Origin of the sequence: Clostridium sp. BSD9I1, assembly GCF_900185645.1 — a bacterium.
Lineage (GTDB): Bacteria > Bacillota > Clostridia > Clostridiales > Clostridiaceae > Clostridium_AK.
Genome location: NZ_FYAM01000023.1, coordinates 624257 through 646800, shown reverse-complemented (window position 1 = coordinate 646800; position 22544 = coordinate 624257). Strand labels below are relative to the sequence as shown.

27 protein-coding genes and 1 pseudogene are annotated in these 22544 nt (G+C 32.7%); 27 read left to right on the top strand and 1 reads right to left on the bottom strand.

Going from position 1 to position 22544, the window contains the following annotated elements; all coding sequences use genetic code 11:
- The first annotated feature begins 55 nt into the window (after positions 1-55).
- The 11 genes from BSD9I1_RS10650 (at position 56) to BSD9I1_RS10600 (ending at position 7040) form a co-directional block, all read left to right on the top strand.
- Positions 56-853 carry a sugar nucleotide-binding protein gene (locus tag BSD9I1_RS10650; RefSeq protein ID WP_186430277.1) on the top strand — a complete coding sequence of 266 codons (798 nt, stop codon included), beginning with the start codon at positions 56-58 and terminating at the stop codon, positions 851-853.
- 92 nt (positions 854-945) lie between these two features.
- Positions 946-1242, top strand: coding sequence for a hypothetical protein (locus tag BSD9I1_RS10645; RefSeq protein ID WP_186430276.1), 297 nt, complete (start codon positions 946-948; stop codon positions 1240-1242).
- An 84-nt stretch (positions 1243-1326) separates the two neighbouring features.
- The gene (locus BSD9I1_RS10640; protein WP_186430275.1) at positions 1327-1791 is read left to right on the top strand and encodes an NUDIX hydrolase; all 465 of its coding nucleotides are present in this window, start codon (positions 1327-1329) and stop codon (positions 1789-1791) included.
- A 96-nt stretch (positions 1792-1887) separates the two neighbouring features.
- Complete coding sequence (locus BSD9I1_RS10635; protein WP_186430274.1) at positions 1888-2541, top strand: HD domain-containing protein; 654 nt, start codon at positions 1888-1890, stop codon at positions 2539-2541.
- Positions 2531-3226 carry a methyltransferase domain-containing protein gene (locus tag BSD9I1_RS10630; RefSeq protein WP_186430273.1) on the top strand — a complete coding sequence of 232 codons (696 nt, stop codon included), beginning with the start codon at positions 2531-2533 and terminating at the stop codon, positions 3224-3226. Before BSD9I1_RS10635 ends, BSD9I1_RS10630 begins: the two co-directional genes overlap by 11 nt.
- 109 nt (positions 3227-3335) lie before the next feature.
- Complete coding sequence (locus BSD9I1_RS10625; protein ID WP_186430272.1) at positions 3336-3947, top strand: hypothetical protein; 612 nt, start codon at positions 3336-3338, stop codon at positions 3945-3947.
- A 96-nt stretch (positions 3948-4043) separates the two neighbouring features.
- Positions 4044-4352, top strand: a complete 309-nt coding sequence (locus BSD9I1_RS19150) for a nucleotidyltransferase domain-containing protein (RefSeq protein ID WP_373419353.1) — start codon at positions 4044-4046, stop codon at positions 4350-4352.
- A 137-nt stretch (positions 4353-4489) separates the two neighbouring features.
- Positions 4490-4729 (top strand): PF20097 family protein, encoded by a 240-nt coding sequence (locus BSD9I1_RS10615; protein ID WP_186430271.1) that lies wholly within the window; start codon positions 4490-4492, stop codon positions 4727-4729.
- A 107-nt stretch (positions 4730-4836) separates the two neighbouring features.
- The gene (locus BSD9I1_RS10610) at positions 4837-5469 is read left to right on the top strand and encodes an alpha/beta hydrolase (RefSeq protein WP_186430270.1); all 633 of its coding nucleotides are present in this window, start codon (positions 4837-4839) and stop codon (positions 5467-5469) included.
- A 449-nt stretch (positions 5470-5918) separates the two neighbouring features.
- A complete protein-coding gene (locus tag BSD9I1_RS10605; RefSeq protein WP_186430269.1) occupies positions 5919-6350 on the top strand; it encodes a hypothetical protein in 432 nt (143 codons plus the stop codon).
- A gap of 120 nt (positions 6351-6470) precedes the next feature.
- A complete protein-coding gene (locus BSD9I1_RS10600) occupies positions 6471-7040 on the top strand; it encodes an NAD(P)H-dependent oxidoreductase (protein WP_186430268.1) in 570 nt (189 codons plus the stop codon).
- Between the two features lie 265 nt (positions 7041-7305).
- On the opposite strand, the gene BSD9I1_RS10595 is transcribed toward BSD9I1_RS10600, so the two are convergent.
- Complete coding sequence (locus BSD9I1_RS10595) at positions 7306-7746, bottom strand: NUDIX domain-containing protein (RefSeq protein WP_186430267.1); 441 nt, start codon at positions 7744-7746, stop codon at positions 7306-7308.
- A 502-nt stretch (positions 7747-8248) separates the two neighbouring features.
- On the opposite strand from BSD9I1_RS10595, the gene BSD9I1_RS10590 reads away from it, so the two are divergent.
- The 16 genes and pseudogenes from BSD9I1_RS10590 (at position 8249) to BSD9I1_RS10510 (ending at position 22534) form a co-directional block, all read left to right on the top strand.
- Positions 8249-9913, top strand: coding sequence for a propanediol/glycerol family dehydratase large subunit (locus BSD9I1_RS10590; RefSeq protein WP_186430266.1), 1665 nt, complete (start codon positions 8249-8251; stop codon positions 9911-9913).
- Between the two features lie 19 nt (positions 9914-9932).
- A complete protein-coding gene (locus BSD9I1_RS10585; protein WP_035305510.1) occupies positions 9933-10508 on the top strand; it encodes a propanediol/glycerol family dehydratase medium subunit in 576 nt (191 codons plus the stop codon).
- Positions 10509-10529: 21 nt separating this feature from the next.
- Positions 10530-10952, top strand: a complete 423-nt coding sequence (locus tag BSD9I1_RS10580) for a diol dehydratase small subunit (protein ID WP_035305513.1) — start codon at positions 10530-10532, stop codon at positions 10950-10952.
- A 27-nt stretch (positions 10953-10979) separates the two neighbouring features.
- Positions 10980-12821 carry a diol dehydratase reactivase subunit alpha gene (locus BSD9I1_RS10575; protein WP_186430265.1) on the top strand — a complete coding sequence of 614 codons (1842 nt, stop codon included), beginning with the start codon at positions 10980-10982 and terminating at the stop codon, positions 12819-12821.
- A complete protein-coding gene (locus tag BSD9I1_RS10570) occupies positions 12821-13171 on the top strand; it encodes a glycerol dehydratase reactivase beta/small subunit family protein (RefSeq protein WP_186430264.1) in 351 nt (116 codons plus the stop codon). The genes BSD9I1_RS10575 and BSD9I1_RS10570 overlap by 1 nt, the downstream gene beginning before the upstream one ends.
- An 18-nt stretch (positions 13172-13189) precedes the next feature.
- Positions 13190-13705 (top strand): cob(I)yrinic acid a,c-diamide adenosyltransferase, encoded by a 516-nt coding sequence (locus tag BSD9I1_RS10565; protein ID WP_186430263.1) that lies wholly within the window; start codon positions 13190-13192, stop codon positions 13703-13705.
- A 30-nt stretch (positions 13706-13735) separates the two neighbouring features.
- Complete coding sequence (locus tag BSD9I1_RS10560; RefSeq protein ID WP_035305523.1) at positions 13736-14161, top strand: heme-binding protein; 426 nt, start codon at positions 13736-13738, stop codon at positions 14159-14161.
- A 44-nt stretch (positions 14162-14205) separates the two neighbouring features.
- Positions 14206-15363 (top strand): 1,3-propanediol dehydrogenase, encoded by a 1158-nt coding sequence (gene dhaT / locus BSD9I1_RS10555; protein WP_035305526.1) that lies wholly within the window; start codon positions 14206-14208, stop codon positions 15361-15363.
- A gap of 111 nt (positions 15364-15474) precedes the next feature.
- Positions 15475-16179 (top strand): MIP/aquaporin family protein, encoded by a 705-nt coding sequence (locus BSD9I1_RS10550; RefSeq protein WP_186430262.1) that lies wholly within the window; start codon positions 15475-15477, stop codon positions 16177-16179.
- Between the two features lie 113 nt (positions 16180-16292).
- Entirely contained in the window at positions 16293-17516 is a 1224-nt protein-coding gene (locus BSD9I1_RS10545) for a PocR ligand-binding domain-containing protein (RefSeq protein ID WP_186430261.1), read from the top strand.
- Between the two features lie 20 nt (positions 17517-17536).
- Positions 17537-18598, top strand: a complete 1062-nt coding sequence (locus BSD9I1_RS18915; protein WP_242966456.1) for a response regulator — start codon at positions 17537-17539, stop codon at positions 18596-18598.
- A 219-nt stretch (positions 18599-18817) separates the two neighbouring features.
- Positions 18818-19309: pseudogene (locus BSD9I1_RS10530) on the top strand (GNAT family N-acetyltransferase); the annotation flags it as partial.
- Positions 19310-19562: 253 nt separating this feature from the next.
- A complete protein-coding gene (locus tag BSD9I1_RS10525) occupies positions 19563-20939 on the top strand; it encodes an APC family permease (RefSeq protein ID WP_035305543.1) in 1377 nt (458 codons plus the stop codon).
- 198 nt (positions 20940-21137) lie between these two features.
- Positions 21138-21608, top strand: coding sequence for a YbaK/EbsC family protein (locus tag BSD9I1_RS10520; RefSeq protein ID WP_035305546.1), 471 nt, complete (start codon positions 21138-21140; stop codon positions 21606-21608).
- 72 nt (positions 21609-21680) lie between these two features.
- Complete coding sequence (locus BSD9I1_RS10515; protein WP_186430259.1) at positions 21681-22085, top strand: GNAT family N-acetyltransferase; 405 nt, start codon at positions 21681-21683, stop codon at positions 22083-22085.
- Positions 22086-22120: 35 nt separating this feature from the next.
- Positions 22121-22534, top strand: coding sequence for a CGGC domain-containing protein (locus BSD9I1_RS10510; RefSeq protein WP_035305554.1), 414 nt, complete (start codon positions 22121-22123; stop codon positions 22532-22534).
- The last annotated feature ends 10 nt before the right edge of the window (positions 22535-22544 follow it).

Below are 22544 nucleotides of genomic sequence, written 5' to 3'. Positions count from 1 at the left end.
TTTACCTTATAACTATAGAGGGATATTCATTGCATTTTTGAAAGGAAGAATATTTATGAGGATATTGATAGTAGGAGCAAGTGGATATTTGGGAAATACAATATATAAAAAACTCCAAGAATGTAATGGTGATGATATTTATGGGACTTGTTGTAAATTCAGTAATAATGAACTTTTGAAAATCAATGTTTTAAATAGATTGGACATAAAGAAAATGCTATCACTTAAACCAAATATTATTATTTGGAGCGTTATGGACAAAGAAGAAGAAATGCTTTTATCCCAGATAGGTGTAAAGGAGATAGTTAATAACATTTCCAAAGATGTACGTTTGATTTATGTTTCTACCACAGTTGGAAAAGGAAAAGACCAAACTGAAAGTGTAATTCCTTATAGGCGTGCACCTAATGAATACTTATTTAAATATATTAATGGGAAAATTGAAGGAGAAAGTATCGTTCAGAGACACACTAATCATGTGATTGTAAGGCCTGGCAGTATCTATGGTTATGATTATGATGGCAAAATGGATTCTAGAATGAAGGAACTTTATGACATTTCCAAAACAGGTAAATGTTATTCAAGAATAGCTAATATATACTCCAGTTTTGTTAATGTACAAGACCTTGCAGATGCAATAATTGAACTTGCATATAGTAAATTTACTGGAGTAATAAATATATCAGGAGAAAGGCCAGTAAGTCATTATGATTTTAGTATATATTTAGCAAGTTTAATGAATATCGATAACAGCTTTATAATACCTGATTACAATAAAGAAGAAGTATATCATAATTTAAATAACAACAAAAGGAAACTCTTAATCAATACTTTAATACAAGATGTTTTATAATGATGAGGATGAAAATGGATTCTTTGCATTTAATAATACAAATAATATGCATTAAATAGAAGAGTATATTGTTACAAATTAGGAGGCATATTATGAATTCTACATCTTTTGCATATGTTTATTTAGTCTTAGGAGGTATAGCTATTATTTTAGAACTACTTCCAGAAAATATTTATAAAAAAATGATTATCCGTTCTCATAGAGTTAAAGATACAGAAGAATATATTAAAAGAAGTAAGATTACATGTATATTAACAGGTGTATCAGCAGTACTTACAGGAATTGTAATATTAGTTAAAGGCTTTGAATATTTTGCGATATTTAATTCGATAATGTTAATAAATATTTTCATAGGTGGCTATTTTAGAGATAAATTATTGATAAAGTAAATTTGTTGTATTCTTATAAAGTGTTGCGGCAGTATAATATGATGAACTAAATTATACATTAGAAATAAATAATGGGAGGAAACTATGAGCAATTATATACTTGAGTTGAGGAAATTTGTTGGTAAAAGACCACTAATTCAGTGTGGAACGTGTGTAATTATTAGTGATAAAAATAAAATCCTAATGCAGTTAAGAACTGATAATAAAAAATGGGGTTTACCTGGTGGCTCAATAGAAATAGGTGAGAAAGTTGAAGAAACTGCTATTAGGGAAGTGAAAGAAGAAACAGGATTGTCAATAAGTTTAAAGGATTTAAAATTATTTGGCGTTTTTTCTGGTGAAAGACAACATTATATATACCCTCATGGTGATGAAGTATATAATGTTGTTACCGCATTTACCACAAATGTATATAGTGGTGAATTACATATAGATAATGAAGAAAGCAGTTCTTTAAAATTCTTTGAAATTGACAACTTACCAATTGAGATTAGCCCTCCAGATATTGAAGTTATAGAAAAATATATCAAGAATAATAAGTGTGTTTAATTCGTAATCTTCTTTTAAAGTGTAGCAGCAGTAGAAATTATGCGTCACAACTGTAAAAAAGATTTATCAATTATAAAAAGTAAGAAGGTATTAGTTATGAATAAAAAGTATCCTAATAAAGATATTGCAATAAATGCTTTGAGAGAAGCAGAAAGACTAAATAAAGGAAAATGGGTACAACATTCAGAGTATGTAGCTCTGGCTTGTAAAAATATTTCTGGATTTTGTGATGATATGGATAGTAATAAGGCTTATATTTTAGGATTGTTACATGATATAGGTCGAAGGGTTGGTGTAGTACAAGAAAGACATACAATTGAAGGATTTAAATATTGTAGTAATCAAGGTTGGGATGATGTAGCTAAAATATGTATTACCCATTCATATAGTATAAAAGATATAAGGTCTGTAATTGGTAAGTTAGATATAACTAAAGAAGACTATAATTTTATAAAAAAGTATATTGATTCGATAATCTATGATGATTATGATTTGTTGATTCAATTATGTGATGCTTTAGCGCTACCAACAGGATTTTGTTTGATGGAGCAACGGTTAGTTGATGTAACACGAAGGTATGGTATCAATGAATATACTGTCATAAGGTGGAATAAGCTCTTTGAAATAAAAGAATATTTTGAAAGAAAAATGAATTGCTCAATTTACAAAGTTTTACCAAATGTAATTGAGAATACTTTTTTTTATGATAAAAATAGCGTGATAATAAGAGGTGTTAAGAATGGATATTAGAGATATTGCTCCTTGGGAATTATTACAAAAGAAAATGACATGGGAGCAACTAAAATTCATACATAATAAAAGAGTTTTGGATTTTGGAAGTGGAAATGGTATTACAGCCGACCATTTTGCTATAGACAACGAGGTTTTAGCAATCGAGCCAGATGAAAAGATGCTTCGAGATAGATTTACAGAAAATGATTATATACAAATAAAAGGAGACATGAAAGAACTTAAGAATTTTGAAGATGAATCATTTGATGTGATATTGTGCCACAATGTTTTTGAGTATGCAGGTGAAAGAGAAAAAATTATTAAAGAATTTTCAAGGATATTAAAGACTAATGGCTATCTTTCTGTTTTAAAACATAATAAGGTTGGAAGAGTTATGCAAATGGTAGTGTTATTGAATAATTTTGAACATGCTAATGAATTATTAGAAGGAGAGAATGGACATGCACAACAATTTGGTACAATTAATTACTATGAAGATACAGAAATATTAGAATGGTCAGATAAGTTTAAAATAGAAAGAATTCTGGGGATGAGAACATTTTGGGATTTACAGCAAAAGCAAGAAATTCATAAGGATAAAACATGGCAAGAACAGATGTTGAAAATGGAATTGAAGGTAAGTGAATTAGAAGTGTATAAAGCTATAGCATCCTTTCATCATGTTATTTTACGAAAAAAGTAATGAAAGTTACGAGCATAATCTTTACTACACAATTTTCTTAAATTGTATCGCAAGGGTAAAATATTGATCATCAATATTTTTATTATTACATAATTGTAGGAGGGTTTGAATGAGAAAGAAGATTTTTATTACCATTGTTATGTTTCTATTATTTGTGAGTACAAATGTCTATGCGGGGGATATACCAGAGTCAATTATGTTAGGCAATCAAAAGGCAGTCTTCATAGGAAAAATAACTACTATTAATAAAGATACGTACAGTATCTTTCCTTCTACTGTTATGATGGGGAGTATACAGCAATCAGAAATTTCAATCCAGAAATTTGATAAATATTATGGAACAAACAATAAACCTAAAGTGGGCGACTTTATTGTAGCAGTTTTGTTAGATGAAAATAAGGTTGATGATACTTGGATATTTAAAAGTACATCTGATGATTATAAAGTCTTAAAACTTGTGAGCGAATCATATGATATGGTAGTTCGTTATGAAAAGTATATCAATGAGGGAAAATACTTTGAAGCACAAAAGAGGATAAATGAAGATAATAAGGCATTAAGTACTTCTGCTAATGTCAGTTTAGATGGTACAGAAAAAGTTAAGAGTAATGAAGAGCAATATTATTTAACTAATAAACTATTAATACCGTTATTTACTGTGATTGTTTTTGGATTAATATGTTTTTATATAGTTAGATTTAGAAAAAGGCAGATTAGATGAGTTTAAATATACAGTTGTAATTGAGAATATTTTTTATTATGACAAAAGATAGTGCAGATTTAATTGTAAATATTATAATTAAGCCTTACAACAGTAATATATAATACTTATAAATTAGCATATACAACCATATCTCACACTGTTTGGAAAGATACTAAAGGTAGGAAAATTGATCTTCATATATTTAAATTCAACGAACAAGAGTACATTGTTTTTGATGGAGGAGCATATCCCCCAGATGTGTTTAGTGGGATTGGGAAAATAGGTGATAAAGTGGTAAGATGTATTAATGCTGAAAATCAAGTGTTATTTCACTTGGGCTATGAGTATGATGAAAATGCTGTGCATGATGTAAAACTATTGTACGAGAAGCTTGATATTCATGTTCCGAATGAATACAAGTAACTAACAAAATTCCAATTTGTAGAGTTGATGTAACATAATTTTAGATTCAGTTAAGTCATATATTTCTTTAATTGTGTCACAAGGGTAAAAAAATGCGTAGCAAAGATTATTTATATTTTGAGGAGGAGGTAGGAGTTATGAAATGTCCGTATTGTGGTGAAGAAATGGAACAAGGAGTTATACAAAGCCCACATGAAATTGCGTGGAAAAATAAAAAGTCTTACGTGGGAATGGCAAAATTTCATGAAGGGTCAATTATTTTATCGAAGTTATATATATTCCAAGGTTCAGCAGTGATAGCCAGCTGCTGCCGTAAATGCGAGAAGATTATTATAGATTATAAAGATGGTAGTTGTGATATGAACCAAGAAAAATAAGCAATATTTATATTTGCATTTTAGACACATTTTTCTTAAATTATGTGGCAAGGGTAATATATGGCGAAGTGATGATTTGTAATGAGCTTAAAGGGGGAGAAATAATAATGAATGAAAAAAATATTCAATACGACTCTCATTGGAGTGTAACTTTAGAGAATAGATGTATTGAGCAAAATAGTGATGTTTTAACTATTATTCTTCCAGGAGAGCGTTATGTAAATGAGAAGCCACTTATGTATTATTCATGTAAAACAGCATTAGAACTTGGATTAGATGTACTTTGTATAGATTATGGTTTTCAGATTTCACGTAAAGATTTTGATATTGACACAGAATTTGATATTGTAGCCAGGGAATCAGAACAGATATTAAAGAAATGTTTGAATAAAAATTATAAAAAAATAATTTTTATTGGTAAAAGCTTGGGGACTATTATCCAAAATAGGCTATCTAAAGGCTTGAAAGATTATGTGCAAATCCATGTTTATTTAACACCAGTAGATAAAACATTTGAAAACGCGGTAAATTATCAATGTTTAGTTATTACAGGTTCAGAAGACGGAAAAATAAATAGTTTAAGTATGAGCGTGATAGAGAACAGTAAAAATATTCAATTAACTAAAATAGATGGTGGCAATCATCGTCTTGAATGTTCAGATACACTAAAAAGCATAGAAATGCTGAATGAAACAATGGGCACATTGAGAAAGTTTATTATTAAACATTCCAAGGATTGAAACACAGTTTATACTACGCAATATTTTTATCTTACGACATAAGGGTAAAATAAAGTAAATTAATTAAATGCCAATTAGTTTTAAAATATAGAAGAAATTATTATGCAAAATATAGGGATTGTAGGCTTATTGTTTTTTTGAGGATTATTAAAGCAATCTTAGAAGTTATGCTTTATATGTTGGCTATTATTGTATCATTCAAAGCAGTACAAGCGGTGAATATTTATATTGATAAAGACTCAAGACGACATGGTATACAACTTCTCTAGAAAGTTATTGGGTTAAGTTTTTGTATTATTGGTTTCTTTAAAGATGATAAATAAACTTTAGCTAAATAGTTATTATATAAGTAATTTCTTTAGGTTTGTTTGCAGCCTCCATATTTTGTAGCGCAACAGCAAATTATGTGGCTTTTATGCTGTAAATTCTTGTTTTAAAAGGGAGAGAAGATGAAATTAGAAATAATATCAGCAATTATTTTATCTATGGTAGGTATATTGGGTGGATTAATATTGAATTTTCCAGAGTTTTTGATGGGAAGTCCAGCTACAGCTAAAAATGTTATTGTTACATGTACTTACCTTGTGATTTGGCTTGTCATTTTAGAAATTAACTTAAAAAGTAAAAAACGTGTAATAGCAAAGTATTTCCTTATATTTTGGATTGTAATGATAATTCTTAGCCTGTTGATGATATATGTAAATTCTACAGATAGTAGTGGTGGAATATTAGCTTTATTCGTAATCTTACTTTGGGGTCAGTGGTATGGAATTAGGTTCTTTGTTGAAAGCTTTGTGGGTATCGATATTATAGTATTGGTCATTTCTTTAATAATGTGTACTCTGTCTGCTATAGCATTCAAATGTTCAAAACAAAAATAATATGTAGACATGCTGGTAAATAAAAACAATAACTTACAGTAGTGTGTCACAAGAGTAAAACAATGCTGCATATAAAAGATGTAAAGCGACTTAAAAAATAGTAATTTAGTGGGGTGGAAAATGAATAAGATTTTGTTTGTGAATGCCTGTGTACGGCCTGATTCTCGTACTTATATTTTGGCGCAAAGTGTATTGAAAAAATTACATGGTAAGATTGAGGAAGTAAATTTAGAAAGGGAAGATATTAAACCATTAAATTGGTGGTCATTACAAGAGCGAGATGCTTATGTTAAATCAAAAAATTTTTCTGCGCCAATGTTTCAATATGCGAAACAGTTTGCGGAGGCGGATGAAATTGTGATAGCAGCTCCTTATTGGGATTTAGCTTTTCCAGCAACAGTTAGAGTATATTTTGAGGCTGTAACGGTTAATGGGTTAACCTTTATGTATACACCTAAAGGTTGCCCAACTGGACTGTGTAAAGCAAAGAGGATTATTTATGTTACTACTGCGGGTGGGACGATAGAAGGATTTAATTTAGGATTTGATTATATAAAGGCATTGTCACAAATGTTTTATGGAATTCAGAAGGTAATGTGCTATAAGGCGGAAAATCTTGATATTAAGGGAGCTGATGTAGAAGCGATTATAGAAAAGTCCAAAAATGAAATAAACTATAGTGGTATCTGATTTTATAAATTCCAAATGGTATCTTTTACATTTTATCAATTGGGAAACTAATGCATGTCATTAATGAAGAAAACCAACTATTATTTTCATTAATGGGTGCTATAGTTATAATAATTATTAGGGATATACATTTAAGGAAGATATTTAATAAAGATGGAAGCAAGAAAATATAATAATTGATATGAATATAAATTTAATCTTTACACCCGTAGTCATCAGCCCAGTTGAAAAGGCTGATTGTCTACGGTATTTTTATAGAAATGAGTTATCGGACAAAAGATTCCAATGTTGGAGTAAGAGCATCTGATAGCCACAGCGGATGCATTTTTAAGATATCTGATGGTAAATTGTCACAGGGGAAATAGCGTAAATCCAGTGTTTCTGGTGGACAAATTGTAAGATTGCCACCTACTACCTCAGCTTGAAAACAACAGGTTACAAAATGAGTAATACGTCCATCTGGATATTTGAAGATTTGGGAACTCGGTTCAGAATAAACTCCAATCAATCGAGTTATTTCAACTTGAAGGCCTGTTTCTTCTAATACCTCTCTTATTGCAGCATCTCTAACTGTTTCTCCAGGTTCTACATGCCCAGAAGGTATTCCCCAAAGTTTCACATCTGCTCTTTTTTGCAGCAGTACTTGGCCCTCTTTATTAAATATAACTATAGCTACCCCCGGACAAATTTCTTTAACTTCAACCATATAAATATACCTCCTTAAAAATAATGGCCCGAGAGGAAAGATTCAGCGCATGAGAAATACGCCGAACCTTCCCCCTCGGGCCTTTTATGCCAATAGGTGCCTCCTGCCTCAGCAGAATCTGTAGCCCTCGGTCACATGCCCTTAACTATTGTAAGGCGGAACCCTAGCTACCCCATCCCGGTTCATGAGTTTATTTATTAAATTATAACAAACTTTAAATTATTTTGCTAGTTGTGCTCAATTAAAACTGGTGAGATTCCTATTTATAAACAGGTTAGAGGGGAGGTAGGACAAAAAAGTACAACTGTCTATAGCAAGAATTTACAAGTGCAAATTTAGCCAATTTAAACCAGACAAAAATGTACAAATACATGCCAATATAGTTTGATAAAGTTTAAACAAGTTTATTGTATCATTATTATATAGATAAAAAAGTAACAATCCATAGGAAAATAGAAAATTAATAATAAATAGTAAGTGTAAGAAAAGGGAGGAATAATTAATGAGATCAAAACGATTTCAAGTTTTAGCACAGCGTCCTGTAAACCAAGACGGTCTTATAGGTGAATGGCCAGAAGAAGGAATAATAGCAATGGATAGCCCAAATGATCCTAAGCCTTCTATAAAAATCGAAAATGGAGTAGTAGTAGAACTTGATGGAAAGAAAAGAGAAGATTTCGATACAATAGATAGATTTATAGCAGACTATGCAATAAACCTAGAAAACGCTGAAAAATCAATGAACTTAGATTCGTTAAAAATTTCTCAAATGCTTGTAGATATAAATGTTGGCAGAGATGAAATTGTAAATATAACAACATCAATAACACCAGCAAAGATAGTAGAAGTTGTATCACACATGAACGTAGTTGAAATGATGATGGCACTTCAAAAGATGAGAGCTAGGAAAACTCCATCAAATCAATGCCATGTTACAAATTTAAAGGACAACCCAGTGCAAATTGCAGCAGATGCAGCAGAAGCAGCTATTAGAGGCTTCTCGGAACAAGAAACTACAGTTGGTATAGTAAGATATGCACCATTTAATGCATTAGCAATACTTATAGGTTCCCAGGTAGGACGTGGAGGAGTTTTAACTCAATGTGCAATAGAGGAAGCTACAGAGCTTGACCTTGGTATGAGAGGACTTACAAGCTATGCTGAAACAGTTTCAGTATATGGAACTGAAGCGGTATTTACTGATGGAGATGATACCCCATGGTCAAAAGCATTCTTAGCATCATCCTATGCTTCAAGAGGGCTTAAGATGAGATTTACATCAGGTACGGGTTCAGAAGCATTAATGGGATATTCAGAAGGAAAATCAATGCTTTACTTAGAGGCAAGATGTATATACATAACAAAAGGGGCTGGGGTTCAAGGGCTTCAAAATGGAGCAGTTAGCTGTATAGGTATGACAGGAGCAGTTCCTTCAGGAATAAGAGCAGTACTTGCTGAAAACTTAATTACTACTATGCTTGATATAGAAGTTGCTTCAGCAAATGACCAAACTTTCTCACACTCTGACATAAGAAGAACTGCAAGAACACTTATGCAAATGCTTCCAGGAACAGATTTTATATTCTCAGGATATAGTGCAGTTCCTAATTATGACAATATGTTTGCAGGCTCAAACTTCGATGCAGAAGACTTTGATGATTACAACGTACTTCAAAGAGACTTAATGGTAGATGGTGGATTAAGACCAGTTTCAGAAGAAGAAACCATTGCAATAAGAAATAAAGCAGCAAAAGCAATACAAGCAGTATTTGCAGAATTAGGATTCCCGGCTGTAACTGATGAAGAAATTGAAGCTGCAACTTATGCTCACGGAAGTAAGGATATGCCAGAAAGAAATGTAGTTGAGGACTTAAAGGCAGCAGAAGAAATGCTTAAGAAGAGAATCACTGGTATAGATATAGTTAAAGCATTAAGCAAAAATGGATTTGATGATATTGCAAGTAACGTATTAAACATGCTTAAACAAAGAGTAACTGGAGATTATCTACAGACATCAGCAATACTTGATGAGAACTTTGATGTTATAAGCGCAGTTAATGATATCAATGATTATAGAGGACCAGGAACAGGCTATAGAATAAGCAAAGAGAGATGGGAAGAAATCAAGGATATTAAGAATGTAATAAATCCAGAAGATATTCAATAATTGATAGAGGTGAAAGATTATGGAGAATGTATCAAATGAATATGCTATACCAGAGCTTCAGCTTACAGAAGTAGGTGAAGCAAAAGTTGGAACAAAAGCAGATGAAGTTGTTATAGGTTTAGCACCAGCTTTTCTAAAGTTCCAAAACAAAACTATAGCAGGTGTTAGTCACAGCGATGTGTTAAGAGAAATTATAGCAGGGGTAGAAGAAGAAGGATTAACTGCCCGCGTGGTTAGGATAATAAGAACTTCTGATGTTTCCTTTGTATCTAATGATGCAGCAAAGCTCAGCGGATCTGGAATAGGAATAGGAGTTCAGTCAAAGGGAACAACAGTTATTCATCAAAAAGACTTACTTCCTTTAAATAATTTAGAACTATTTTCACAAGCACCACTTTTAACACTTGAAATTTTTAGATTAATAGGAAAAAATGCAGCAAAGTATGCTAAGGGGGAATCCCCAACGCCAGTTCCAATTAAAAATGATCAAATGGCAAGACCTAAGTTTATGGCAAAAGCAGCTTTACTTCATATCAAAGAAACTAAGCATGTAAGAGTTGGAGCAAAACCTTTAGAAATAGAAGTTAAGTTTTAATTTGGGAGGGAGAAAAAAATTATGGAACAGAGAAAGATGAATCCTAAGGATTATCCTTTAGCTACTAAAAATCCTGAAATCATAAAAACACCAACAGGAAAGAAGTTAGAAGATGTAACTTTAGAAAATGTACTAAGTGGAGAAATTAAGCCTGAGGACGTTAGAATATCACCAGAAACATTAGAAATGCAGGCTCAAATAGCAGAAGGAATGAACAGACATGCTATGGCTAGAAACTTTAGAAGAGCAGCAGAGCTTATAGCAGTTCCAGATGATAGAATACTAGAAATTTATAACGCTTTAAGACCATATCGTTCTACAAAAGAAGAACTTTTAGATATAGCAGAAGAACTTGAAAATAAATATAAAGCAAAAGTAAATGCAGACTTTGTAAGAGAAGCAGCAGAAGTTTATGAAAAGAGAGAAAAGTTAAGACAAGAATAGGTAAGCTTTAATTAAGGAGGGGAATATATGAAGATTATTGCAGGTGTTGATATAGGAAATGCAACAACAGAAGTAGCTTTAGCTAGAGTATACAATGGTAAGGTAGATTTTCTTTCCAGTGGAATTGTTCAAACAACAGGAATAAAGGGTACAGAAGAAAATATACAAGGAGTTTTTTCCTCCTTAAAGCAAGCTTTAAAAAAAGTATCCATGGAACTTACAGATCTAGATTTGGTAAGAATAAATGAGGCGGCACCAGTTATAGGTGATGTAGCTATGGAAACTATAACTGAAACTATAATAACAGAATCTACTATGATTGGGCATAATCCAACTACGCCAGGGGGAATAGGCCTTGGTGTAGGAAAGACTATATATATTGAAGACTTAGATAAATTAAAACTAGAAGAATTGACTAAAGAGGACCAATTTATAGTTTTGATATTAAGCAAGGTAAATTTCATAGAGGCAGCTATGAGAATAAATGCAGCTGTAGAAAAGGGAATAAACATAACAGCTGCTGTGGTTCAAAGAGATGATGGGGTTTTAATAAATAATAGATTAGAAAAAAAGATACCTATTGTAGATGAAGTAATGCTTTTAGAAAAGGTTCCAGTGGGGATGAAAGCAGCCGTAGAGGTAGCAGAGCAGGGTGGAGTAGTTGAAACATTATCAAATCCTTATGGTATTGCTACAGTATTTGGATTGACCTCGGAGGAAACAAAACTTATAGTTCCTGTATCCAGAGCACTTATAGGGAATAGATCTGCAGTGGTTATAAAAACACCTAAGGGTGATGTGCAGGAAAAAAGAATTCCAGCAGGTAAAATCCACATAGACGGGCTAAAGAGAAAAGAAATGGTAGATGTGGAAGAGGGCGCTGAAAAGATAATGGAAGCCGTTAAACTCTGCGTTCCTGTACAGGATATAAAAGGTGAGTGTGGAACTAATGCTGGTGGAATGCTTGAAAGAGTAAGACAGGTAATGGCAAAGCTTACTAAGCAGAAAATAGTTGATATAAAGATTCAAGATCTTTTAGCAGTAGATACCTTTATACCTCAAAAGGTTAAAGGTGGGCTCGCAGAAGAGTTTTCCATGGAAAATGCAGTAGGAATAGCTGCTATGGTTAAGGCAGATAAGCTTCAAATGCAAATGATTGCAGATAAGCTTCAGGAAAAGTTAAATGTCACTGTAGAAGTTGGAGGAGTGGAAGCTGACATGGCTATCAGAGGAGCTCTAACTACTCCAGGAAGCAGTAAGCCTCTTGCAATACTTGATATGGGTGCTGGTTCAACTGATGCATCAATAATAAATAAGCAGGATCAAATATGCTCTATACATTTAGCTGGTGCGGGAAACATGGTAACAATGCTAATTAAATCAGAACTTGGGCTAGAAGATTTTAATTTAGCTGAAGACATTAAGAAATATCCTTTAGCAAAGGTTGAAAGTTTATTCCATATAAGACATGAGGATGGAACAGTAGAATTTTTTGAAAATCCACTAGACCCTTCTGTATTTGCAAAGGTAGTTATATTAAAAGAAGGAATGCTAATTCCTATAGATGGGCAAACCTCTTTAGAAAAGATAAAAATCATAAGAAGAAGTGCAAAGGAAAAAGTATTTGTTACTAATTGCCTTAGAGCATTGAGTATAGTTTCTCCAACTGGAAACATTAGAGATATAGAATTTGTAGTATTAGTAGGTGGTTCTTCACTGGACTTTGAAGTGCCTCAACTGGTAACAGATGCACTATCTCAGTACGGGGTAGTAGCTGGAAGAGGAAATATAAGAGGCACTGAAGGACCAAGAAATGCTGTAGCTACAGGACTTATATTAGCCTTTAATGGAAATGAGGAAGGTAACTAATGAGAGAATATAAGTATGATAAGCCAAGTATATATATTTATTACTCCTCTGAAATAAAGGATATATCCACCTTTAATGAAGTGTTATTTGGAATAGAGGAGGAAGGTATACCTTATAAAGTTAAAGAGCAAAATGAAGCAGATTTTGTAGAGTTAAGTTATAAGGCTGCTCAAGACTCAAGATTAGCTGTAGGTATAGGAATTCATTCAAATGGTAAAATAGCACTTACCTTTAATAAGCTAAAAAAAGAAAGTCCATTATTTATAAGCAGCTTAAATTCTGAAGAAAAAATTCTAAGAAATTTAGGTGCTAATGCAGGAAGATTGGTTAAGGGAATAGCTTTTAAGTAAATTTTATGGAGTGGTTATATGAGTAAGATTTATACGAGAACTGGAGACAAAGGAAGTACTGCCTTATTTGGAGGCAGTAGAGCAGAAAAGGACAGTTTAAAAGTAGAAGCATATGGAACTATAGATGAATTAATTTCTACTATGGGAGCAGCTTATTCCTTTATGGAAGATGAAAAGCTTAAAACCGAAATAATAGATATTCAAAAAAAGTTATTTGTATTAGGTGCAGAGCTTGCTAGTGACGAAAATGGGATGAAATATCTAAAGGAAGTAACTCAGGAAAGTGATATAGATATTTTGGAGAAAATTATAGATAAGTACATGGAGAATGCAGGGGCTTTTAAGGGTTTTGTAACTCCAGGAAAGAATAGAGTATCAGCAATGCTTCATGTAGCAAGAACTGTGGCAAGAAGAGCTGAGAGAGTAATAATCACTTTGGGCAGAGAAGATAAGGTTCGAGAAGAAGTTAAAAAATATGTAAATAGACTTTCAGATGCCCTATATGCTATGGCTAGATTTGAAGAAGAAAGATAATAAAGTTATTTATGAAGGAGGATAAGAATTATGAAAAAGCTAAATGAAATAAAACAGTTAAGTTTAGAGATAGTAAAAGAAATGGCTGCGGCAGCTGAAGCAAAAGCTGCTAGCATGAATGTACCAGTAGTATTTGCAGCAGTAGATGCAGGTGCAAACTTAATGCTTATGCACAGAATGGAAAATGCATTTATAACAAGTGTAGACATAGCTGTAAACAAAGCATTTACTTCAGCAGCATTAAAAATAGGAACTCATGAAGTAACTCCAAACATTCAACCAGGAGAAAGTCTTTATGGATTACAGTTAACTAACAACTGTAGGATAGTAACTTTTGGCGGTGGGTTTCCAATAATAGTAGATGGACAAGTAGTTGGAGCAGTTGGAGTAAGCGGTGGAACTGTTGAAGAAGATATGGCTATAGCACAAGCTGCTGTAGAAGTATTTAATAAATAAAACATCAATTATATAAATATAAAAACTTTAGGAGGAAATATAAAATGAGAATGTATGATTATTTAGTTCCAAGTGTAAATTTTATGGGAGCTGGCTGCATAAGCCTAGTTGGTGAAAGATGTAAAATATTAGGTGGTAAGAAAGCTTTAATAGTTACAGATAAATTCTTAAGAAACATGGAAGGCGGAGCAGTTGAGTTAACTGCTAAACACTTAATTGAAGCTGGAATAGAAGTTGCATATTACGATGGAGTAGAGCCAAATCCAAAGGATACAAATGTAAAAGAAGGTTTAGAAGTATTTAATAGTGAAGCTTGTGACATGATCGTTACAGTTGGAGGGGGAAGTGCTCATGACTGTGGTAAGGGTATAGGTATTGCTGCAACTCACGAAGGAGATCTTTATGATTATGCAGGAATTGAAACTTTAACAAATGCTCTTCCTCCAATAGTTGCAGTAAACACTACAGCTGGAACAGCAAGTGAAGTAACAAGACACTGCGTTATAACTAATACAAAAACAAAGGTAAAGTTTGTTATAGTAAGCTGGAGAAACCTACCTTTAGTATCCTTCAATGATCCAATGTTAATGGTTAAGAAACCAGCAGGATTAACAGCAGCTACAGGAATGGATGCTTTAACTCACGCTGTTGAAGCATATGTTTCAAAGGATGCTAACCCAGTAACAGATGCAGCTGCAATACAAGCTATCAAATTAATAGCTCAAAACTTAAGACAAGCAGTTGCTTTAGGTGATAACTTAGTAGCTAGAGAAAATATGGCATATGCATCATTACTAGCAGGTATGGCATTTAACAATGCTAACCTAGGATATGTGCATGCTATAGCTCACCAATTAGGTGGATTATATGATATGCCGCACGGAGTAGCTAATGCTATGCTTCTTCCACATGTAGAAAGATACAACTTAATTTCAAACCCACAGAAATTTGCAGATATTGCTGAGTTCATGGGAGAAAACATTGCTGGATTATCAGTTATGGAAGCTGCTGAAAAAGCTATAGATGCTATGTTCAGACTTTCAAAGGATATCGGAATTCCAGCAAGCTTAAAGGAAATGGGAGTTAAGGAAGAAGACTTTGAATACATGGCTGAAATGGCATTAAAGGATGGTAATGCATTCAGTAACCCAAGAAAAGGAAATGAAAAAGACATAATTTCAATACTTAAAGCTGCATTTTAGTTTTAGTAAAACTTAAAGTCAAAGTACTATTGATACCCTTGATGTAAAAATCAAGGGTATTATACAGAGTAGAGTTTATAGAAACATTATTTTTATAAAGGAGAACAAGATATGGAAAACTTTTTAGCAGAAATGTTAGGAACAATGATTCTCATAATTTTAGGAGATGGAGTAGTTGCTAATGTAGTACTTAATAAAACAAAGGCTCAAAATTCAGGATGGATTGTTATTACAACAGGATGGGCTTTAGGAGTAACTATACCAGTTTTTATATTTGGAACTATAAGTGGAGCTCATTTTAATCCAGCAGTAACACTTGGTCTTGCTGCAATAGGGAAATTCCCTTGGGGAAGTGTACCTAGTTATTTGACAGCTCAATTTGTTGGTGGTTTTTTAGGAGCAGTAATAGTTTGGGTATTTTATAGACCTCACTTTGAAGCTACCGAAGATAAGGATGCAAAGCTTGACGTGTTTTGTACAGGTCCAGCAATAAAAGACACAGCTTCAAACTTTATAAGCGAAGTAATTGGTACTTTCATTTTAGTATTTGGAATATTAGGTATTGCAAATACACCTATGGTTGATGGATTAGCTCCTATAGTTGTAGGGGGTATAGTTTGGGCCGTTGGACTTACTTTAGGAGGAACAACTGGCTATGCAATTAATCCTGCTAGGGACTTAGGACCACGTATAGCACATCAGATTTTACCTATACCAGATAAAAGGGATTCCGATTGGGGCTATGCATGGATTCCAGTAGTAGCTCCTATACTTGGAGGAATAATAGCAGCAGTAAGTTACAGTATTATATTCTAGAAAAATGCGACATTATTTTAAAATGTCGCATTTAATGTTATTGAATTTTATCGGTAGTTCTAATATAATTTAGGCAGTGATTTATAAAAACAAATTATGTGGAGGATGAATAATTGGATTACGCGCTTAATTTGCAGAATATTATAGATATTAAAGTGTTTCAAAAGATACAGGACGATATAGCAGATGCAACTGGACTTGCAATTATTACAACGGATTATAAAGGCAAACCTGTAACTAGACACAGCAGGCGTACCGATTTTTGTAGTATTGTACGTAAAGACAGTAGGCTTGGAGAATTATGCGAAAAGTGTGATTCAAGGGGTGGTCTTGAGGCAGTAAGAAAAGGTAAACCATATATATATAAGTGCCACATGGGATTAGTAGATTTTGCAGTACCTATTACTGTACAAGGTCAATATTTAGGAGCATTAATGGCAGGTCAGGTCTTGACCGATGAGAGTAAAGGGGCAGAGTTAGAGAGCATTATTCAATGCAATACTAATATTGAACAAGATAAAGAACTTATGGAAGCGTATAAAGGGTTACCAACTATACCCTTTGATAGAATTGAGTCCATTGTTCAGATGATGTTTCATATTAGTAATTATATTGTAAATGAGAGTGCTTTAAAAATAGTGCAAACGGAGCTGAATGAAAAAAATATTAAGTATATGGAAGCAAAAAGAGAGCAAATAGAAATAGAAAAGGAATTAAAATCTGCTCAGCTAAAGGCGTTACAATCCCAGGTAAATCCTCATTTTTTATTCAATGTTTTAAATAGCATTTCTGCACTGGCTTTAATTGAAGAAGCACCAAAAACTCACGACGTTATTTGTGATTTAGCAAAAATGCTTAGGTATATTTTAAAGAAAGTAAATCAAATGGTAGAATTAGAAGATGCAATTAATTATGTAACTGCTTATTTACAAATTCAAAAGGTAAGGTTTGGATCGAGATTAAAATTTTATATTGATGTACAAGAAGAATGTAAAAAAGTTAAAGTCCCTTTTATGATTATTCAACCCTTTGTAGAAAACTCTATAATCCATGGATTAGAGTCAAAAGAAGAAGGCGGTGTAATAAAAATAACCGTTTATGAATCTGGTAACTCTATAGTAATATGCATAGAAGATAATGGAGTAGGAATTGAAAATAGTATGATTGAATTAATAAATGAGGGGAAAGATGAAGAATATAGAAGAAATACTTCAAGTGGAATAGGAATTATTAATATAAGACAAAGGCTCACATACCACTATGGGGATAAATATTATCTAAATGTAAATAGTGCAATAGATAAAGGTACAGAGGTTAAAATTATTTTACCAAAATAGACATGTACAGGAGACCTATAATGTATAAGATATTATTAGTAGATGATGAGATCTTGGAAAGAGAAGTATTAAAGATAATGCTTGGAAAACTTAAAAATGAGGTAACAGTTGTAGGAGAAGCAGGAAATGGACGAGAGGCAATAGATCTTGATATGAAACTAAATCCAGATATAATATTTATGGATGTAAAAATGCCAGGAATAGACGGAATAAAGGCCTTAGAAATTATAAAAAAACAAAATGAAAATAAGGTAATCATTATGCTTACTGCATATGATGATTTTGATTTAATACATAAAGCTTTAACTTTAGGGGTAAATGATTATATCTTAAAACCTGTTAAAGGTGAGAAATTATTAGAAGTTTTACGCATTCAAATTGATAATTTAAAAATTGATAAGAGTAGAATTAAAGAGAAAGAATTATTGCTGATAGATAAGATTATATCTGAAGAAGAAAATGATGCAAAATTGCTATTAAATGACATTATTGAAAGCTACATCTTAGCAAGTAATGAAGATGCATCGTATTTTAAACAGAAGGTTGAGTTGCTTTCAGAAAAGATGATTAAAGTAGCATCTAAGTTTAAATTTAGAAACGGCAATTGGATAAATAAAGAAGATGCCTTATATAAATTTGAATTCTTTGAGGATATGGAGTCTATTGGTAATTATATATATAATATTTTAACATTGATATTTTCAGAAACACCACAAAATAATATAGAAGTAAAGAAAAATGATGTTGCAAAGCAAAAATGTTTAAACAAAGCATTAGAACCAGCTTTAAAATATATTGAAGAAAATTATGGAGAACAAGTATTACTAGAAGATGTAGCAAGTGTTTCAAATCTTAGCCCATATTATTTTAGCAAGTTATTTAAAAAAGAAATGGGAATGAATTTTACAACCTATGTAACAAAACATAAAATAGAAAAAGCTAAGTGGATGCTTAAGAATACAGATATACCTATTGTAAATATTGCATCAGAACTTGGGTATTATGAATGTGGGTATTTCACTAAAGTTTTTAAAAAAATAGAAGGAATAACACCTACAGAGTATAGAAGTAAGAAAGATTAGCAGCATAAGTAAGAAAGATTTTAGATGATAAAGAATTTAGATTTTGTTTTGATTTTGGATATTTCTAAATATAAGTTAGTGTATGAGTAAAATAAACACAAGAAGGGTAAAAATGTGTTTTACATTATTAAAGTAGTGCTACAGCTTGTAATATATATCCAAGCATAGTACAATCTTGTTAATAATATCAACAAAATCGAGGTATAAGATATGAATAAAGAGGAATTTGGTATTCTTGCATTAAAGAATAGTCTTATAAAAAGTGATGCTAGAATAATAGTAGAAAAAGTTTCATCAAATCATATGAAAAATGCAATCAAGTTAGCCACAGACGTGTTTACGAGCGAGCAGAATATCCCTGAAAGCTTAATACCTATAAATGAAGAGTTTAATCCAATTTGGTGGTGTGCAAGAGCTGGTGAAGATATTGTTGGAGTGGCTGCAGGTTGGAGAGAAGAGAATAAATGGCATTGGGGAAGATTTGCTGTTGACAAAAAATTACGTGGTATAGGTCTTGGTAAAAAAATAGCTATATTTTCATTAAATGAACTTTTTGATCTTGAGGTTGATAAAATCTTTATTGAAGCAAGATATATAACTTTAAAGATGTTAGAAAAGTTCGGATGCGAAGTCACAGGAGAAGCAAAAAATTTTTATGGTGACTTAGTCACTCCTGCCACAATAAAAAAGTCTGATTTTATGAAGGTGTAATTTTATTTTAAGACTAATTACAATTAAGATAACAATGTTAAAAGTAATAATATGGCAAATTGGAAACAATAAAGAAGAAGAGTCTCTAAATAATAGGGATTCTTCTTTTATTTTGTTGACAACTAGGGGTAAATGATTTTATCATAAATATATAACATAAATTGGTATAAAAATGTTGAAGTTTGCATAGATGTAAATCTGTGGGAACAAATATTTTGGCATTATTAAAATTATAAGAAGGAAGGGATGAAAGTTGGAATCAAATCTTAACAAAAAGTATGGTCTAATCACCGCTATTGCTATGGTAGTGGGTATCGTTATTGGAAGCGGGGTGTTTTTTAAGGCAGAAAAGGTCCTTACTGCAACTGGTGGCAACTTGACGTTAGGTATCCTAGCATGGCTTATCGGTGGAGCAATCATGGTCGTATGTGCCTACACATTTTCCATTATGGCAACCCGTTATGAGTATGTTAATGGTATTGTAGATTATGCAGAGGTTGCATTGGGTAAAAAGTATGGTTATTACATCGGATGGTTTATGTCTACTATATATTATCCAACTCTTACCGCTGCATTAGCATGGGTCTCAGCTCGTTATACCTGTGTACTGCTGGATTTTTCTATTGTTGGTCCCGAGGCGCTAGCAATTACCGGTTTTTATCTTGTAACAAGTTATGCTGTCAATGCATTGTCCCCTGTGCTTGCGGGCAAGTTCCAAGTAACATCTACCACAATTAAGTTGATTCCACTATTCATCATGGCCGTTATCGGTACCATCGTAGGATTATCCACTGGTATGACAGTTGCAAACTTTACCACTGTAACTAAACAAGTCAGCACAGGTGGTGCTTTGTTTACGGCTGTTGTAGCCACTGCGTTTGCATATGAAGGATGGATTATTGCAACCTCTATCAATGCTGAATTGAAGGATTCTAAGAAAAATCTCCCTAAAGCTCTTGTCATTGGAACACTTATTGTAGTTATTACCTATATACTTTACTATATCGGACTTTCAGGAGCAGTGAGTAACGTAGCCTTGATGGAGAGTGGTGAGAAAGGTGCAAGAATAGCTTTTGAGAAGGTTTTCTCAAAGGTCGGGGGTACTGCGTTATTCGTATTCGTTGTAATCTCTTGTCTGGGGACTTTGAACGGTCTCATGCTTGGCTGTACTCGTGGTATATATGCTCTGGCTGCTCGTGATATGGGACCTGCTCCAAACGTATACAAGCAAGTGGATAAGGCAACAAATATGCCAACAAACTCTGCTATTCTTGGTTTGCTGTTTTGCGGGATATGGCTGCTTTATTTCTATGGCTCACAGCTTACTGAGTCGTGGTTCGGCTTCTTTAACTTTGACATGACAGAGCTACCTATCGTTACAATTTATGCTGCATATATTCCAATTTTCATTATGCTTATTAAAAATGAAAAGGATTTGGGAGTCTTTAAGCGTTTTGTTGCTCCTATCCTTGCAATTTGTGGATGCCTGTTTATGATTGTTGCGGCATGTTTTTCTCATAAAATGGCAGTTGTATGGTATCTTATTACTTTTGCAGGAATTATGTTAATTGGCGTGTTCTTTGATAAATCAAAGTCTGCAAGTCAAGGTTTCATTAGTAAGGATCTTTAATTAATTAAGAGGTGCTTTAAAACTAACTAATTAGTTTTAAAGCACCTCTCTTATTTTTTACTATTTAAGAGAGTCATTGAAAAATATTTCATCTATATACAAAGAATACCTATATTTTATATAATAATATTAAAATTAAGCTATAATTATAGATAAAAGAAAACAAAGTATATATCTTATAAATGTGGAGGGGCAATTATGGCAATAGAAAAAGTAAGACAATATTTTAAGACATGGGGCGTGGAAGATAAAATACTTGAATTAGATGCTTCAAGTGCAACGGTTGAATTAGCTGCACAGGCAGTTGGCTGTGAACCTGAAAGAATAGCAAAAACTTTATCATTTATGGTAGGTGAAAAACCTATTTTAATTGTAGCAGCAGGAGATACCAAAATAGATAATCAAAAATATAAGGCACAATTTTCAACGAAAGCAAAGATGCTTACACCAGATGAAGCAATTGATTTGATAGGTCACGCTGTCGGAGGTGTATGTCCATTTGGTATTAATGATGGTGTCACTGTTTATCTTGATGATTCTCTAAAACGATTCAAAACAGTGTTTCCAGCTTGTGGAAGCAGTAATAGTGCAATCGAATTAACGATTGATGAAATCGAGAAGTACTCGAACTATTCTTCATGGGTTGACGTTTGTAAAGGATGGGAGTAGTGCTTGAGGAAAATAAGCCAGTTTGTGTTGCTTCATTTTTGCAAAAAGGATTGAAAATTGGAGGATTTAAATATGAGTAGTGTTACAATAAGTGAAAGGAAACCCTTAGTTGAAGAATATATTAAACTCAGGAATTCTATTGGTTGGAAAGTACTGCAGCATGGTAAAATTGAAGAAGGATTGAATAATTCAACTTACTGTGTTTGTGTGGAAGACCAAGGTACTATAATAGGCTTTGGCAGAATTGTCGGTGATGGTGCAACAGTTTTTTACATACAGGATATAATGGTTTTACCTTTATATCAAAAGCAGAAGATTGGTACGCTGATTATGAAAAAAATAATGGATTACATTGATAGTAATTGTATAGAAGGCGCCATTATTGGGCTGATCGCCATAGGTGAGCTTGATGGATTCTATAAAGGATTTGGATTTTCGTATAACCAAAACAATCGTTTTTATAGATATAATATGTAGGTAAATTAAAGTTAAGAATATGGGGAGGGGTAAGTATGAATACTAAATATGTGGTTATTATTCAGTGCGATATTGCACACAGAAGGTGTAGTGGATTTGCATGTACAAATGCTTTTTACAATAAGGATGAAGTTTTTAAGGATTACGAGGATACTACAAGATATATTTCATTTACTTGTGGTGGATGCTGTGGAAAGGGAGTTGCCTCCAAATTAGAACATTTATCGAATAAGTTATATAAGAAAAATAATATTAGTAAAGATGAGGTTATAGTTCACTTATCATCTTGCATGGTAACCGACAATTATCATTACGATAGATGTCCACACGTAGATTATATTAAGAGTATCGTCCACAAGAAGGGCTATAAAAATATAGTGGAGGGGTCTTATGTAAGTGGTAATGCAAAAAGGAAAAGAGAAGAAGGTATATATAATTGTTATGAGTAAAATGGATCTT